General features: G+C 66.2%; 12 protein-coding genes. 5 read left to right on the top strand and 7 right to left on the bottom strand.

Going from position 1 to position 14747, the window contains the following annotated elements; genetic code table 11:
• Window positions 1–33 precede the first annotated feature (33 nt).
• From DOM41_RS02050 to DOM41_RS02040, 3 genes are all read right to left on the bottom strand, one after another.
• Window positions 34–2154, bottom strand: a complete 2121-nt coding sequence (locus tag DOM41_RS02050; protein WP_110685169.1) for a TonB-dependent siderophore receptor — start codon at window positions 2152–2154, stop codon at window positions 34–36.
• A gap of 91 nt (window positions 2155–2245) precedes the next feature.
• Complete coding sequence (locus DOM41_RS02045; protein WP_110685168.1) at window positions 2246–3397, bottom strand: ABC transporter substrate-binding protein; 1152 nt, start codon at window positions 3395–3397, stop codon at window positions 2246–2248.
• Window positions 3398–3531: 134 nt separating this feature from the next.
• Window positions 3532–4929 (bottom strand): aminotransferase-like domain-containing protein, encoded by a 1398-nt coding sequence (locus tag DOM41_RS02040; protein WP_110685167.1) that lies wholly within the window; start codon window positions 4927–4929, stop codon window positions 3532–3534.
• Window positions 4930–5072: 143 nt separating this feature from the next.
• On the opposite strand from DOM41_RS02040, the gene DOM41_RS02035 reads away from it, so the two are divergent.
• Window positions 5073–5798 carry an alanyl-tRNA editing protein gene (locus tag DOM41_RS02035; protein WP_110685166.1) on the top strand — a complete coding sequence of 242 codons (726 nt, stop codon included), beginning with the start codon at window positions 5073–5075 and terminating at the stop codon, window positions 5796–5798.
• Window positions 5795–6397 carry a LysE family translocator gene (locus DOM41_RS02030; protein ID WP_110685165.1) on the top strand — a complete coding sequence of 201 codons (603 nt, stop codon included), beginning with the start codon at window positions 5795–5797 and terminating at the stop codon, window positions 6395–6397. Before DOM41_RS02035 ends, DOM41_RS02030 begins: the two co-directional genes overlap by 4 nt.
• 32 nt (window positions 6398–6429) lie before the next feature.
• On the opposite strand, the gene DOM41_RS02025 is transcribed toward DOM41_RS02030, so the two are convergent.
• From DOM41_RS02025 to DOM41_RS02015, 3 genes are all read right to left on the bottom strand, one after another.
• Complete coding sequence (locus DOM41_RS02025; RefSeq protein ID WP_110685220.1) at window positions 6430–7026, bottom strand: DUF924 family protein; 597 nt, start codon at window positions 7024–7026, stop codon at window positions 6430–6432.
• A 125-nt stretch (window positions 7027–7151) separates the two neighbouring features.
• On the bottom strand, window positions 7152–7580 hold the full coding sequence (locus DOM41_RS02020) for an organic hydroperoxide resistance protein (protein WP_110685164.1): 429 nt from the start codon (window positions 7578–7580) through the stop codon (window positions 7152–7154).
• A gap of 104 nt (window positions 7581–7684) precedes the next feature.
• Window positions 7685–8635, bottom strand: a complete 951-nt coding sequence (locus tag DOM41_RS02015; RefSeq protein ID WP_110685219.1) for a LysR family transcriptional regulator — start codon at window positions 8633–8635, stop codon at window positions 7685–7687.
• Between the two features lie 175 nt (window positions 8636–8810).
• Here DOM41_RS02015 and DOM41_RS02010 point away from each other — a divergent pair, with 175 nt between their 5' ends.
• On the top strand, window positions 8811–9884 hold the full coding sequence (locus DOM41_RS02010) for an SDR family oxidoreductase (RefSeq protein ID WP_110685218.1): 1074 nt from the start codon (window positions 8811–8813) through the stop codon (window positions 9882–9884).
• 216 nt (window positions 9885–10100) lie between these two features.
• On the opposite strand, the gene DOM41_RS02005 is transcribed toward DOM41_RS02010, so the two are convergent.
• The gene (locus DOM41_RS02005; RefSeq protein WP_110685163.1) at window positions 10101–10940 is read right to left on the bottom strand and encodes an inositol monophosphatase family protein; all 840 of its coding nucleotides are present in this window, start codon (window positions 10938–10940) and stop codon (window positions 10101–10103) included.
• 235 nt (window positions 10941–11175) lie between these two features.
• On the opposite strand from DOM41_RS02005, the gene DOM41_RS02000 reads away from it, so the two are divergent.
• Together DOM41_RS02000 and DOM41_RS01995 are read left to right on the top strand one after the other, a co-directional pair.
• Complete coding sequence (locus DOM41_RS02000; protein WP_110685162.1) at window positions 11176–12399, top strand: ATP-grasp domain-containing protein; 1224 nt, start codon at window positions 11176–11178, stop codon at window positions 12397–12399.
• 88 nt (window positions 12400–12487) lie between these two features.
• Window positions 12488–14482, top strand: coding sequence for a hypothetical protein (locus tag DOM41_RS01995; protein ID WP_110685161.1), 1995 nt, complete (start codon window positions 12488–12490; stop codon window positions 14480–14482).
• Window positions 14483–14747 lie beyond the last annotated feature (265 nt).

The raw sequence follows: 14747 nt of genomic DNA, 5'->3' as shown, positions 1-14747 counted from the left end.
CCAAGCGGGGGCACCTGGCGTTGCGCGTCATGCCTAGAACGTCACGCCGGCGCGAAGTGCCACCTCCATTGGCTCACCCACGACGACGCGAGTATCGCCGCCGCTCGACGGGTAGTAGGTGGTATCGAACAGATTCTTCACGTCGAGCTGCAGGTGAGTGTTGTCCCCCAGCCAGCCGTTATCCCAGGCGATGAAGGCGTCGGCCACGGTGTAGTCATCCAGCGTGAAACTGTTGGCGTCGTCGCCCTCGCGCTCGCCGACGTAGCGCACGCCACCGCCGATGCGCCAGCGGCCATAGTCCGGGTCCACGGGCAGCGTCTGCGCCAGTCTCAGCGACGCGGTATGCCGCGCCACGTTGGGCAGCGCGTTGCCTTCGGCGCTCCCTTCGCCATCGTCGAGGATCTCGGCGTCGGTGTAGGCGTAATTGGCGAGCAGCGCGAGGCGCTCGGTCAGCTGACCCTGCAGGGCGAGCTCCACGCCCTGGGAGCCGCTCTTGCCGATCGCCCGCGAGACGCCTTTGTCGGCGACCACGACGTTCTCCTTGGTGATGTCGAACCACGCCAGCGACGCTTCCAGCCGGTCGTCCAGCAGCCGGCGCTTGAGACCGAGCTCCCAGCCGCGGCCCTCTTCCGGGTCGAAGGTCCTGCCGCTGTCGCTGTCCGGTGAGTTGGGGACGAACGACTCGCTGTAGCTGGCATAGACCGAGGTCTGCGGGTCGAGTCGATAGAGCAGGTTGGCGTGGGGCAGAAAGACCGTGTCGTCGGTATCGCTATTCACCTCGAAAGGCCGGCCCTGACCGCCATACTGCTCGGTGGCCTGGTAGCGACCGCCGAGCCCTACGATCCAGCGCTCACCGAGATGAATGTTGTCGTCGACGTAAGCGGCGGTGCTGTTGATCTCGTCGAGACGATGACTGCGGCGGGTCTGGTAGGTGGCGCCTTCGATGTCGAGATCGCCATAGCGGGGGGAGTCGACGGAAATCGTATCGGTGGCGCCGCGATAGCGGTCGGCGAGGTAGTCGCGGCGGCGTTCGTGATCCATCCCGAGCGTCATCTCATGGCGGGTGCCGGCCAGTGTCACATCGCCGAGCAGCTCGGCGGCGGTATAGATCACGCGACGATCGAAGCCGTGATTGGCGTCCGCCCGCCGGGTGGCTGTGCCATCCTCGTCGACGCTCAGCACCCGCGGCTGACCGTCATCATACTGGCGGCGGTTCCAGCCGTAGGTGAGTCGGCTGGTCCAGTCCGGTGTCAGATCCTGTTCCCAGCGTGCGGTAAACGACTGATCGTGACCCTCGACGCCGGACCAGTCTTCATCCAGCCGGCGGTGGCGCGGCACGTCGATCGGCTCGCCGTCGACGAAGGCGGTCCCGCGATCGAGCACCAGGTCGTAGTCGCGGTACTCGTAGGCAAACCAGAGGCGAGTGTCGTCACGTTCCCAGGTCAGAGACGGCGCGATGACGGTCTGGCGATCGTTGCCGAAGTTGCGCCAGTAGGTTTCGTCCTGCTGGCCGACGATGAAGCGGAAGGCGGCACCTGTCTCGCCCAGCGGACCGGTGACATCGACGCTGGCACGGCCGCCGCCGAAGGAGCTGGTATTGCCGCTGATGTGGCGCTGCCAGGTGTACTGCGGCTTCTTGCTGACCAGATTGATCACTCCGCCGGGCTCCTGGATCCCGTAGCGAAACGACCCGGGGCCCTTGAGTACTTCGACACGCTCGGTGGTAAAGAGCGGGAAGGTGTTGCGAGGCTGGCGAATGCCGTCACGCAGAATCGAGCCGTCGCTGTTGCTGCCGAACCCCCGTTTGACGAAGCCCGCCTCTGTGCCGCCCATGGTGTTGGCCTGGGTCACGCCGGGAATGTAGGCCATGGCATCGGTGAGAGAGTCGGCGCCGATATCCGAGAGCAGCTGGGGCGTGATCGCATCGACGGTGCGCGCCTGGTCGAGGAAGTCGGTGGACCGGCCTGTGACCGTGTCGGAGGCCCCGGGTCGATAGCCCTCGGCCGTCGTGCCGAGTCGGTCGGCAGTGACCGTGATCGACGTCAGAGAGGAGGTGTCGGTGGTCTCGGCGCTCGCCGAGACGGGCACGGCGAGCGGAAGCAGAAACAGCGTCGCGCTGAGCGGGAGGGGGCGGGTAAGGCGGAAGTGCCGCATGGGTCATATCTCTTGAATGTGCCGCGTCAGCGGGCTGAGGTCACGGCTTTAGAGCCGCTTTATCGGTGGGGCGGCCGGCGACACACGCGCGTCAGCGGGTATCGGATGCTGCGGGGTACGTCGTCTGGAACGTACCGTCAGTCGTGATGGGCAGCTCGCTCGTGAACAGCGCGTCCTGGGTCGCCTGCGGGTCCAGGGCCGCACACTGCCGCGGATGGAGCCAGCGGGCGATCGTCTGAAGCGCAATGGCGGCGAAGGGCCCCTGGTGGTAACCGTGCCAGAGCGCGTGAAAGCGACCGTCGGTCACCGCGGAGAGCGTCGGCCAGCCCGGTCGGCGGGCGACGACTTTGGCCATGTCGTGGTGGGTGGTGTTCACCTCGACGCCGAACCCGGCCCGGATAGAGCCTCCCTGTGACCACCCGGCGGCCGTGGCGACGATGACATCGGGATTGCGCGCCAGAATCGCCTCAGGGTTGAGCACGTTCTCGCTGCCCGGGGAGAGCCCGGCGGCGATGTTGTCACCGCCGGCCCGCTCGACCAGGTCGGCCAGTCCGGTATCGAAGTTGCTGCGACAGCAGTCGGTCTTCAGCCCCGGGGCGATATCGATCAGCACGCTGGGGCTCGCCGTGACGCCATCGACGCAGTCGTCGACGGCCTCGATGGCGGCCTGCAGCCGTTGTGTCAGGGCCGCGGCCCGGGGCTTGGCATCCAGCACGTCGCCGAGTAGCGCCAGCGAGGGCACGGTGTCGGCGAGTGGGTGGCGCTGGAAATCGATGAACACCACCGGAATGCCCAGCGCCTCGAGTTGGTCGAGCAGCGGCGAGTTGTGCAGATCCGGGTAGCGGGCAAGATTGGTCACCACCAGGTCGGGCGATAGCGTCAGCAGTGACTCCGCGCTGAGCGGAGCGTTGCCGTGGCCGAGCGACGGCAGGGAGTCGAGTTCGGGGAAAGCGTCGGCGAAGCGCGCTTGCGCCTCGCTGTCGAAGCGTGAAAGCGACCCCCGCCACCCGCTCATCCGCGCGACCGGGTTTGGAAGCAGCGTCGCCAGGGCGAGGAGATGGCGGGGATCATCGAGAAAGAGTCGCCTGGGTGGAGCATCGAGCGTCACTTCACGCCCGGCAAGGTCGGTCACGGTCAGTGGGAAGCCGTCGGCGTGTGCGGCTGGCGCAGCCCACCCCGAAACCATCGCGGCCAGCAGCAAGCAAAGACCCAGAAAGCGATACCGATCTTGCAAAGCAGGCATGTCGATTCTTCTAGTTAATTAAAAAGAATCATTATCATTTGAGAGCTTTTCCCGGTCAATGCCCTGGCGGCGCTTTCCTCAGACTGTCGCCGACGCGCGGCAGGGCTTTCCCTCGTGGCCTCGTGTCTCGATGGTCAGAGCGTTTCCCACAGCAGGGGATCGGGGTCCCCCAGCGTGTCGACGAGAGTGTCCAGCGCGCTCTCCAGCGCCTCGCGGCTCTCGGCGGCGCTGATACAGACTCGGATCGCCTGGGGGGCGCTGACGCTGCCCAGACAGAAGTTCTCGGCGCTGCTGACGACGACTCGGCGCTGGCGAAGCTGCTCCACCACGTGGCTCGAACGCAGATCCGCCGGCAGCGGCAGCCAGAGGTAGAAACCACCGCGCTGGCCGCGAGGACGAAATGCCGCCAGCCGCTCCATGGCGCGGTCGAAGCGCCACGCCAGCTCCTCGCGTTGCCAGGCGATCAGCGCATCGGCGTCACCGCTGTCGATCCAGTGGGCGACCACCATCGGCATCAGCGGCGGTGGCATCCAGCACTGCGCCCTGAGCGCCGCGGTCAGGCGCGGGCGCGCCGCTTCGGGCGCATGCAGCGCACCGACCCGTAGCCCGCCGCCGAGCAGCTTGGATACCGAGAACAGCGTGATCGTGCATTCCGGGGCAAGCCGGTAGAGCGGCGTGTTCGCCTCGCCCGGCAGATCGGGATAGATGTCGTCCTCGATCAGCCAGAACTGCCGCTCGCGAGCGAGCGCCACCAGCGCCTCGCGGCGTGCCTCGCTGAGCCGGCTGGTGGTTGGGTTATGGCAGTCCGGCATGACGTAGAGCGCCCGGAACGGCTGTTGCTCAAAGGCCCGCGCCAGCGCCTCGACGTCGATGCCATGATCGTCGAACGGCACCGCCACCCCTTTCAACGAGAGCTGCGACAGCGCACTCACCAGTCCCGGATAGGTGAGCTGCTCTGCCGCCACCCGTTCGCCGGGGGCGAGCAGCGCGCTCAAGGCAAGGTGAATACCGTGCATGCCACCCTGATCCATGAGCAGATTCGCCGCCTCGACGGGCCGGCCGAGGCGGGTGAGCCAGCCGGCCAGCGCCTGCACCTGCCACGTCTGCCCGGTCTCGGGTTGGTAGTCGACGCCGGCGCGCAGCGCCGCTGGTTGGCCGGCGATCGCCTCCAGCGCCCGCGCCAGATTCTGTGATCGGCGCGGCGAAGGCGGCGGCGTGGCGTGGCTGAGGTCGATCAGGTCGGGCTGGCGCGGCTGTTCGAAGATCGTGTCGAAGGTGCTGGATCGGACCGACGTGTCACGCACGTAAGTCCCGCTGCCGACACGGGCACTGACCGCCCCCTGCTGTTCGGCTAGCGCGTAGGCGCGGGTCACCGTGCCGACGGTGACGCCGAGTGCGTCGGCCAGACGCCGCTGAGGCGGGAGCTTCGTTCCCGGCGTCAGCTCGCCGCGCGTCGTGGCGTCGATGATGGCATCGGCGAGTTGGCGATAGCGCGGGCCCTGGCCCGACAGCGTGGGTGTCCAAATTGTCATGGTGACAAAAATCCTGTTGACCCGAAAACGGTGACGGTTATGCTCAAATTCGCAGCAGATGGCAACAATATCTCTCTTATTGTATGCATACAATAAGACGTCGTCATCTCCCCTTGTCGATCGATGGTTCAGGAGAAAATCCGATGTCCACCACGCTGGCGTTCCGCGATAGCCCATACGCCCACGAGCAGACCGCCACCGTCGTGGCCGTGGACGGCGACGGTGTGGTGGTCACCGACAGCACGATCTTCTACCCCCATGGCGGCGGCCAGCCCGGTGACAGCGGCGTCTTCGTCAGCGCCGACGGGCGCGAGATAGCGGTCGTCGATACCCGCAAGGGCGAGGCGGGCGCGGTGAACCACCACCTGGCTGCCGATCACGACCTCGCCGTCGGTGAGCGTATAATCCAGCGGCTCGACTGGTCGCGCCGCCATGCCCACATGCGCATGCACACCGCGCTGCATCTGCTGGCGGTGGCGATACCCCACGGGGTCACCGGGGGCAGCATCGGCGCCGAGCGCGGCCGGCTCGATTTCGACCTGGGTGATGTGACGCTCGACAAGGCGGAACTCGACGCGCGGCTGGCCACGTTGATCGCCGCCGACTATCCGGTATCCACCGAGTGGATCAGCGACGCAGAGCTCGACGCCAATCCGGCGCTGGTGAGGACGATGTCGGTGGCACCGCCCCGCGGCGTCGGCGAGATTCGCATGGTGCGCATCGGCGATGTCGACTATCAGCCCTGCGGCGGCACCCATGTGGCCGCGACCGCGGAGATCGGTGGGGTTCGCGTGGCGAGCATCAAGAACCGCGGCGCCCGCAATCGCCGTGTCACCCTGGTGTGGGACGACGCGGAGGGGCAGTCATGACGTCGCTCGCCTGGTGGCTGTCGCTGACCCTCTTTGCCGCGTCGATGACGGGCTCTCCCGGGCCCAACAACGTCATGCTCACGGCGTCCGGTGCGCTTTACGGCTACCGGCGTACCCTGCCGCACATCTTCGGCATCATGGCCGGCGGTTTCGTGCTCTTCCTGAGCGTGGCGCTGGGGCTCGGCACGCTGTTCGAGCGCTACCCATTGATCCAACAGAGTCTCAAGGTTGTGGGCGCGGTCTATCTGCTCTATCTGGCGTGGAAGATCGCCAGCGCACCGCCGCCGGATTTTGCCGCCCGTGAGGGCGCGCGGCCGCTGACGGCCTGGCAGGCGGCCGCCTTCCAGTTCGTCAATCCCAAGGTATGGGTCATGGGGATCGCGCTGGTGGCGGGGTTTCTGCCTCACGAAGGGCCGCTCGTGCTCAACGCCACGGTACTGGCGCTGGTCATGGAAGGGGTGGCGTTCTTCTGCATCTCATTCTGGGCGGGCTTCGGCATGGCGATCGGCCGGCTACTGACCACGCCGCGAGCGTGGCGAATCTTCAACGGCGTGATGGGGCTCGCCACCGCGGCCTGCGTCGGCTTCATCGTTCTCTGACACGACCCAACGTCGGAGATGGTGGGAGCGCGCTAGAAAGACGACCCCGGCTGACGGAGAAATTCGACTTCCGCCGGGGTCGATTCGCGTCCGAGAATCGCGTTGCGGTGCGGGTAGCGGCCGAAGCGCTCGAGAATCTCGCGGTGGCGATACTCGTAGCGGAGCTGTTCCTCCATGCCCGGCTGGTCGAACAGTTCGACGGCGCGGTCATGGTCGGCAAGCCTCTCGCTGTGCATGAACGGCATGTAGGCGAACACGCGCTGCTGCGTGGGTAGCTGCCTATCCCCGTCGCACTCGACCAGCGCCTTGGCAAGCGTCAGTGCCTGCGGGTCCTGAGCAAACGCTGACGGCGTGTCGCGATGGATATTGCGCGAAAACTGATCGAGCACGAGGATCTCCGCCAGCCTGCCTTCGGCGTCGCACCGCCTGCCTTCGGCACCGGTTCGCCAGGCCTGGCACTCGCCTCGGGCCGCGGCGATCAGCGTCTCGCCGAAGCGCTCGGTGAGGGTTCGGTCGAGCGTCGGATCCTTCTTGAACCACTGTTTGGGGGCGAGTTCGTCGAACCAGAAGCCGAGAACGTCGGCGGGCGTGGCGAGCGGGGCTGTGGCCAGCGGGGCGGTGGCGGGCATCGGAGCGTCAACCTCGGGAAGCAGCGTGGGAGTGAGCACCGACAAGCGCTTGCCGCGCATGCGGGCGGCGGGAGACAGCCGATGTCCGCCGCTATCGCGAGCGGCGGACATCGGTGTCGACCGGGTTACACCTCGACGTTGAGGGTCACATCGATATTGCCGCGGGTGGCGTTGGAGTAGGGGCAGACCTGGTGCGCTTTCTCGACCAGCGCCTCGGCCTGTTCGCGATCCATGCCCGGCAGGTTCACCGTCAGCGTCGCCTGGATGCCGAAGGCGTCACCCTGGGGGCCGATACCTACCTCGCCCTGGATGCGGGTCTCGTCGGGCAGCTTGGCGTTCTCTTTCGAGGCCACCAGTTTCAGCGCGCCGATGAAGCAGGCCGAGTAGCCGGCGGCGAAGAGCTGCTCCGGGTTGGTGCCCTCACCGCCGGCGCCGCCGAGTTCCTTGGGTGTGGAGAGTTCGAGATCGAAGGCGCCATCATTGGCGGTGGCACGTCCGTCGCGGCCGCCGGTGGCGGTGGCTTCGGCACGGTAGAGAACTTTGTCGAGTGACATGCTGTTGGGCTCCTGTCGTGGGAAAGGGGTGAACAATACCGCAATGAGTGCAGATCGTCGGCGGGCCGATCGCCAATGAGCTTCTTCTATCGGCTCGCCGAGCGTCACGACTGCGAGGGCAGCACGCTCTCGTCTCGCCATCGGTCCCAGGGGGGAAGCGGCGTCAGCGCCGCCTGTAGATAGTCGAGGAAGGCACGCACCTTGCGCGTTCGCAGCCGGCGCTCCGTGGTCAGCACGTGGAGATCCCGGCGCCCGGGAACGACCTCGCTGCGCCAGTCTTGCAACAGCGGGACCAGTTCGCCGCGGGCGAGCGCCTCCGCGATGAGCCAGGTGGGAAACAGTACCACGCCCTGTCCCATGAGGGCGGCACGCAACAGGCTGCCGGCGTCGTTGCTGTAGAAGTTGCCGGTGACATCGAAGGGTGTCGACGCCGTCTGCGTCGATGCCTGGAAGTACCAGCGCTGGCGGCCCATCTCACCCTGATAGAGCAGACAGTTATGCGCGTCGAGCGCCTCCGGCGTCGGTGGCGCGCCGTGCGTTCGAAGATAGTCGGGCGCCGCGGCGACCACGTAATTCATGGGGGCGAGTCGGCGCGCCACCAGCGAAGAGTCGGCGAGATCGCCGACCCGAAAGGTAATGTCGTGGCCCTCACGGACCGGATCGACGACATGATCGCTCAGCTGCAGCTCGGCGGTGATACCAGGGTGCTGCTGCTGGAACCGATGCAGCAACGGCACGATCTGCTGCTGGCCGAAGGCGACGGGCGCGTTGATCCGCAGCACGCCGCTGGGTTTGGCATCCGGATAGGCGAGCGCCTCGGTGGCGAGGTCGAGTCGCTCAAGGATATCGCGCACCTCATCGTAGTAGCGTTCCCCCGCCTCGGTGAGGCTGACCGCACGCGTGTGGCGGTAAAGCAGCGGCTGCCCGAGCGCGCTCTCCAGCGCACTGATCTGACGTGAGATGGACGAGACCGCGCGGTGGAAGTGGTGGGCGGCGGCGGTGAAGCTGCCGGTGGCAGCGACTCGCTCGAAGGTGCGCAGCGCATTGAGATCCAGCGTGTCGAGGGACATCGTGTTGCGCTCCTTGCAATGAAGATTTGCGACACTTTCGATTGTAGCAACTTGAATGCCCTACCAGACTGCCGGCATCAACTCGGCGTTCACCGAGTGGCTCATTCATCTGTCGACAGAACCTCTCTCGACAGAACCTCTCTCGACAGGAGAAGCGATCATGCGTAAAGGCACTGCACTCGTCGTCGGCGCGACCGGCATCACCGGCGGCAATCTGGCGTCCTATCTGGTGGCCAGCGGCTGGACGGTCTACGGTCTGTCGCGCCGCGCCACCGAGCAGAGCGGTGTGATTCCGGTCGCCGCGGACCTGCTCGACAAGTCCGCCACCGAGACGGCGCTCGCCGGGCTGCCGATCACCCACGTGTTCTACTGCACCTGGATCCGCCGTGACAACGAGAAGGCCAACGTCGAAGCGAACAGCCAGATGATGCGCAATCTGTTCGCCGGGCTCGAGTCGGCGCCGGTGGAGCACGCCTCGCTGGTGACGGGGACCAAGCAGTACCTGGGCTCGTTCGAAGCCTACGGCAGCGGGCGTATCGAGACGCCGTTCCGCGAATCCGAGCCGCGCGTTCCCGGCGATAACTTCTACTATGCGCTGGAAGACGAGCTGTTCGCGGCCGCCGAGCGCCAGGGGTTCGCCTGGAACGTGCACCGCCCGCACACCGTGATCGGTTACGCCCGTGGCAACGCCATGAACATGGGCACCACGCTCGCCGTCTACGCGTCGATCTGCAAGGAGACCGGTCAGCCGTTCATCTACCCCGGCTCGCAGATCCAGTGGAATGCGCTCACCGACATGACCGATGCCCTGGTGCTGGCGCGCCAGATGGAGTGGGCCGCGACCACGCCCGGCGCCGCCAATCAGGCCTTCAACACCGTCAATGGTGATGTCTTCCGCTGGCGTCGGATGTGGCAGGAGATCGGCGAGTACTTTGGTTTAGCGGTTCAGGGGCCCGAAGCCTCGGACGACCCGGAGACCATGCAGCCGCTGGAAACCCAGATGGCCGGCGCGGCATCCACCTGGCGCGAGATGGCCGATAAGTACGATCTCGTCGAGCCGGACGTCGACAAGCTCGCTTCCTGGTGGCACACCGACGCGGACCTCGGTCGCGATCAGGAGTGCGTCAACGACACGACCAAATGCCGCGACTTCGGCTTCGATCACTTCCGCGAAACGCGGGGCGCCTTCTTCGACCTGTTCGATCGCCTTCGCGCCGAGAAGCTCATTCCGTAACCCGGTCGGCGGGAGCCTGCCGTGATCGGCAACGGGTCGTTCTCGACGGCCCGTCGCGGTCGCTGGCGAGTGTCATCGATGGCCCGTTGCCATTGATGGAAAGACAAAGACCGGCGCCTTTTCGGCGCCGGTCTTTTTCGTCTCGCGTTTGTCGCACGGGCGTATCGCTCGGTCGCCGCTCCCGGCTCGGCACCCGGCGTCGGCGTTCAACGAGGATCAGATCAGGAACGCAAACTTGTCCCGCAGCCGCTCCCAGTGCTGGCGCGAGCTGGCAGCGAGTACCGTGCCCTGATGAATCGTCGGCTGGTAGGGCGTGCCGTCGAGCAGCGCCGAGTAGCCGCCCGCTTCCTGATGAATCATCAGTCCCGCGGCGTGATCCCACGGCATCAGCTTGCCAGTCAGCATGAAGTCGACGAAGCCGAACGCCATGGTGCGGTACTCGTGACAGGCGCAGCCGAAGGCCATCATGCGCTGAAAGTCGGGAAAGGTCGCCGCCAGCTGATACTGCTGCGGCTTGGGGAAGAGCCGGATCGAGGTGGAGCCGACCATCTCGTTGAAGCGGTGGGTATCCGACACCTGTAGCTGGCGCTGGGTGCCGTCGGGGCGCCCGAACCAGGCCCCCTCGCCGCGACGCGCGACGATCCAGTCGTCGGTCAACGGATCGTAGAGCAGCCCGAAGATCGTTTCGCCGAAGCTCGTCGCCGCCAGAATCACGCCGAACTGGTTGAGGCCGCGAGCAAAGTTCCAGGTGCCATCCACGGGGTCGATGATCAGCGCGAGCTCCGCGCCGCTGATGGCCTCGAGTGACGCGCCACCCTCGGCCACCGCTTCCTCACCGATCACCGTCGCTTCCGGCATCAGCTCGCGGATCGCCGCCGTCATCATGCGTTCGGCGCCCTGGTCGGCATCGGTGACCAGATCGTCCGGCGCGCTCTTCGAGCGGATCGCCTCGTCGGAGAGGTTGCGAAACCGGGGCAGAATCTCGGTCTTGGCGGCATCCCGAACGATCTCGATGAGGTGCTGCTGCTGATCGGGGGTGATGGCTCTGGCGGACATGGGGAACTCCTTGGGGGTGGGGGTCAGCGTAGCACTCGACGGCCTGCGTTTCGCTGTGGACGTCCCTCGCCGGGGCGCCGTCATGGTGCGGCCTGGCAGCGGTTTCACTGCGGTGATTACGCCGGTATTTGTCGATAAATCGTCGCAAAATGCGGGGTTGCGTCTGACTTGGCGCGTACTGCGGACTACACTGTTCCGACGATGCGAGTTCATTCGTCACCTTGAGAGGTCCTACATGAACAAGAATCCCGACAAAGGTTACATCGCACTACTGGGTTGGAGTCTCGGTGCCGTGGAAGCGGCAGAAACCTTCGATCGACGCTACGTCGTCGTCGCCCCGCCCTGGGCCGAGGATTACTGCAAAGAGCACTCGATTCCCTATCTCTCCTGGGACTTCGAGCGGCTGAACGACCGCTCCATGGAGATTGCCGAGACGCTGCGCGACATGGGCGTGGACGCCGCCGTGCCGCTCTACGAGGAGACCGTGGAGTGGGCCGGGGCGATCAACTCGGTCCTGATGCAGAACCCGCGACTACACGGTCAGGCGGTGCTCTTTCGCGACAAGGCGTTGATGAAGCGCCGCGCCCAGCTCGGCGGCATTCGCGTGGGGATCTTCGAGGAGGCGCACGAGAAAAGCGACGTGGTGCGCTTCTTCAAGCGGGTCAATCAGACGCTGCTGAAGCTCGACGGTGACCCGGACGACCCGATCCACCTTAAGGCCTTCGACAAGGCGGGCTGCCTCGGCCACCGGATGATTCGCTCGCCGGACGAGATCGAGTACATCTCCGACAGCGAGTACCCGCTGCTGATGGAGAGCCATCTCGACGGTTGGGAGTTCGCGGTGGAAGCGTGGGTCTGGGACGGCAAGATCCAGTTTCTCAACATTTCCGAATACGTGACGCTCGGCTACTCGGTCTTCGTCCCGGCGACGCCGGAACTCGAACGCTACCGCGAGCAGATCACCCGCCAGATCGAGCTGCTGATCCATGCCTTCGATATTCGCTTCGGTCAGATTCACCCCGAGTACTTCGTGACCAGCGATGGCACCATGTACTTCGGCGAAGTCGCCTATCGCCCGCCGGGCTTCAAGGCGTTCGAGCTGATCGAGCGCGCCTACGGCTTCAACGCCTACCAGGCGTCGATGCTGGTCTTCGATCCCAAGGCCACGGCCGAGGAAGTCGCTGCCTTCTTCCCCGAACCGGTGACCGGGGCCAAGGGCCACGCGGGCTGCTTCGGCGCCTATCCGCGCAAGCGGGTGGTCAGCCGGCTCGAGATTCCCGAAGAGACCGAGCAGCACCCCTACTTCGATTTCCACGAGCTCACGCAGCCGCTGGAAGCGACCGTCACCAAGCGCACGGCGTTCGGGACGCATTGGGGGCTGGTGTTCTTCTTCGGCGATGACCCGCACCAGCTGCGCGACCTGCTCAAGCATCAGGAATCGCTGGACTTCTACGTTTGAGGGCCATCGCCCCGAAAGGCCGTCGATCGGCCGATCCATCGGTTGCCGCCCCTGAGGCGGTGCCGGATCGCGGCAGCAGGAGAGCGTGATGTCGGTGCCAACGGATGAAGCGGCGTTCGCGTCGCGATTGGATACGCGGCTGGCGCAGTTCGAGGCCGCCCTCGATGCCCTCGCCAAGGCGCCTAGCATGGCGCGCGCCACTCGGGTAACACGGGTTTTCGACACGGCCCGACGTGTGATGCTCGAGGCCGGTGGCTGCGCCGCGCTCGAGCAGCGGGCCGAGGCCATGGAGCGCGCCGGTGTCTTCGCCGGTTCCGACTGGGCGACCCCTCAGCGGCTGCTGCCGGTGCTGACGCCGCAGGCGCTGGGCAGTCCGCACGCCGATACCGTGGTCATCGAATCGCTCAGCGAGCTGCGAATGCTCGCGGTGGCGCGGGGCGACTACGCCCACGCATTGATTTCCGCCGAGCAGGCCCATCATTACCTGACCCAGACGCTGGCGCTCAACCTCTCCCGACTGTTCGACATGGGCGGTGAGGCCGAGCGCGAGACCCAGGGGCGTCTGGCCGAAGTGCCGCGGGCGCTGTGCCGTTATCTTGCCGAGCGCGTGGGCTACGAGCACATCGTCGACACCATGGTCGACGAGATCTGGCGACTGCTGGCGCAGCGTCCGCTGCTGGTCGGTCCCATCGGCGAGATGATTACCCAGATCGCGCTTTGCCAGGCCAATCCGGAGATCGACCTCGGGACCAGCGGTCAGGGAGCGGCGCGGCTGGTCAGCAGCCTCTTCGGGCCGACCCAGGGGTGTCGTGAAGATCCCGGGGTGGCGGCCTACGCCGATCGATTGGCGGCCATGGACACGCTGGGACTTCAGCAGGAGGCCACCGGGATGGCGCGGGCGATGCACGACACCGGCCTCGTCTCCGCCTATCACCCGGTGCTTTTGCGCTACCTGCTCGATCACGGCGAGCACCTGATTAGCGAGGCGCTGGGACTCTCCACCACCGGTCGCGACTGCCTGCTCTGCTACCACCAGCTTGTCAGAGCACTGATCGACGCGGTGGCGAGCCCGGCCGCGCCGCAGGCGGTCTACGGCCTGTCGCTGCTGCTCGAGCGCGGCATCCTCTATCAGCCCTCGCTCGGCCCGGCGCTGTGGCGACAGCTCGCGCTGCGGTTGAGCGATTTCTCGCGCCAGCGACTGACCCTCGCCTACGGGGACGCCGCCACGCCGGAGACCTTTCTGCTCTCTGGCGTGCTCTGCATGCTGGGGCTGCCGCTCGGTGTCGGCCAGGGCAACAACCCGACCTGCCAGTCCGCGCGCGCCCTGTCGATGTGGGCCTACAACGACCCCGACTACCTGCTGCAGATGGTGGTGTGGGCGGCCCGCGACGACGAAATCGTGATGCTCTTCGAGGGTCAGTCGATCTCGTCGATGGCGTCCGGCGTCGGTCTGGCTCCCAATCTAACGCTGGATCTCGATCCGGTATCGCTGCTGGTGGTGCCGCATCTCGACCGCATCTACGCCGAGATGGGCAGACTCTGCAGCGGCCGAGAGGGGGACCCGCACCGCTGGATCAACCCTGAATTCCATGGCTGGTGGGCGGGGCGCGGGTTTCACATCAGTGTGGATGTGGGGACGGGCAGGATCGACGATCCGGTGACATTCTATCGGCACTTCTACGCGGCCTATCATCCGCTCTACAACGGCAACCAACCGCTGGTACACCCGCAGCCGGCGGGCATTGCGGTTACTGACAGCGCCGGGCGCTTCATTGGCTGGCACGCTATCACCATCCTGCGTGCCGCCCTGGGCCCCGACGACGTCATGCGGGTCTACTTCTTCAATCCCAACAACGATAGCGGTCAGGACTGGGGCGACGGCGTGCTGGTCGGTACCGAGGGGAGCGGCGAACGCTTCGGCGAGGCCTCGCTGCCGTTAGTGCAGTTCGCCTCGCGCCTCTACATCTTCCATTTCGATCCGCAGGAGGAGGGCGTGCTGGCCGCCGTGCCCGACGCCGAGCTGGAAACAGTGCTGGGCTACCTGCGGCGCAGCTGGGGGGCCGATCGACTCAGCCCCGAGTAGGACGTCGGCCCGTTCTGGGGGTGCCGCCGCCGGCTCGCGGCACCGCGCTTATCGCCCGTTCGGGGCTCGCCCTCGCACGAGACGAGGGTGACCCGGAGGCGCCCAGCGAGCGGCGCGGATCGTCTCCCGGGGTTCGCCGTCGTCAATCTGACGGCGTCAGGTTTGCCCATCGTGGTGCGCCTTTCCCGCCCGGTCCCTTCTTTTGATGCCCGTGACGCGCTCGCGGCGGTTATCCCTCTCTCGCGCTGGTGATGCCTCTTTCGCG

This window comes from Salinicola aestuarinus (genome assembly GCF_003206645.1).
GTDB classification, from domain to species: Bacteria; Pseudomonadota; Gammaproteobacteria; order Pseudomonadales; family Halomonadaceae; genus Salinicola; species Salinicola aestuarinus.
Note: the sequence above shows the minus strand (reverse complement) of the source record. Positions and strands in the feature narration are given on the sequence as shown.

Coding starts and splice junctions, on each gene's coding strand:
- DOM41_RS02035 (WP_110685166.1), top strand. CDS start 5,073: ATGTCCACCACGCTGGCGTTCCGCGATAGCCCATACGCCCACGAGCAG.
- DOM41_RS02030 (WP_110685165.1), top strand. CDS start 5,795: ATGACGTCGCTCGCCTGGTGGCTGTCGCTGACCCTCTTTGCCGCGTCG.
- DOM41_RS02050 (WP_110685169.1), bottom strand. CDS start 2,154: ATGCGGCACTTCCGCCTTACCCGCCCCCTCCCGCTCAGCGCGACGCTG.
- DOM41_RS02000 (WP_110685162.1), top strand. CDS start 11,176: ATGAACAAGAATCCCGACAAAGGTTACATCGCACTACTGGGTTGGAGT.
- DOM41_RS02025 (WP_110685220.1), bottom strand. CDS start 7,026: ATGCCCGCCACCGCCCCGCTGGCCACAGCCCCGCTCGCCACGCCCGCC.
- DOM41_RS01995 (WP_110685161.1), top strand. CDS start 12,488: ATGTCGGTGCCAACGGATGAAGCGGCGTTCGCGTCGCGATTGGATACG.
- DOM41_RS02010 (WP_110685218.1), top strand. CDS start 8,811: ATGCGTAAAGGCACTGCACTCGTCGTCGGCGCGACCGGCATCACCGGC.
- DOM41_RS02005 (WP_110685163.1), bottom strand. CDS start 10,940: ATGTCCGCCAGAGCCATCACCCCCGATCAGCAGCAGCACCTCATCGAG.
- DOM41_RS02020 (WP_110685164.1), bottom strand. CDS start 7,580: ATGTCACTCGACAAAGTTCTCTACCGTGCCGAAGCCACCGCCACCGGC.
- DOM41_RS02040 (WP_110685167.1), bottom strand. CDS start 4,929: ATGACAATTTGGACACCCACGCTGTCGGGCCAGGGCCCGCGCTATCGC.
- DOM41_RS02045 (WP_110685168.1), bottom strand. CDS start 3,397: ATGCCTGCTTTGCAAGATCGGTATCGCTTTCTGGGTCTTTGCTTGCTG.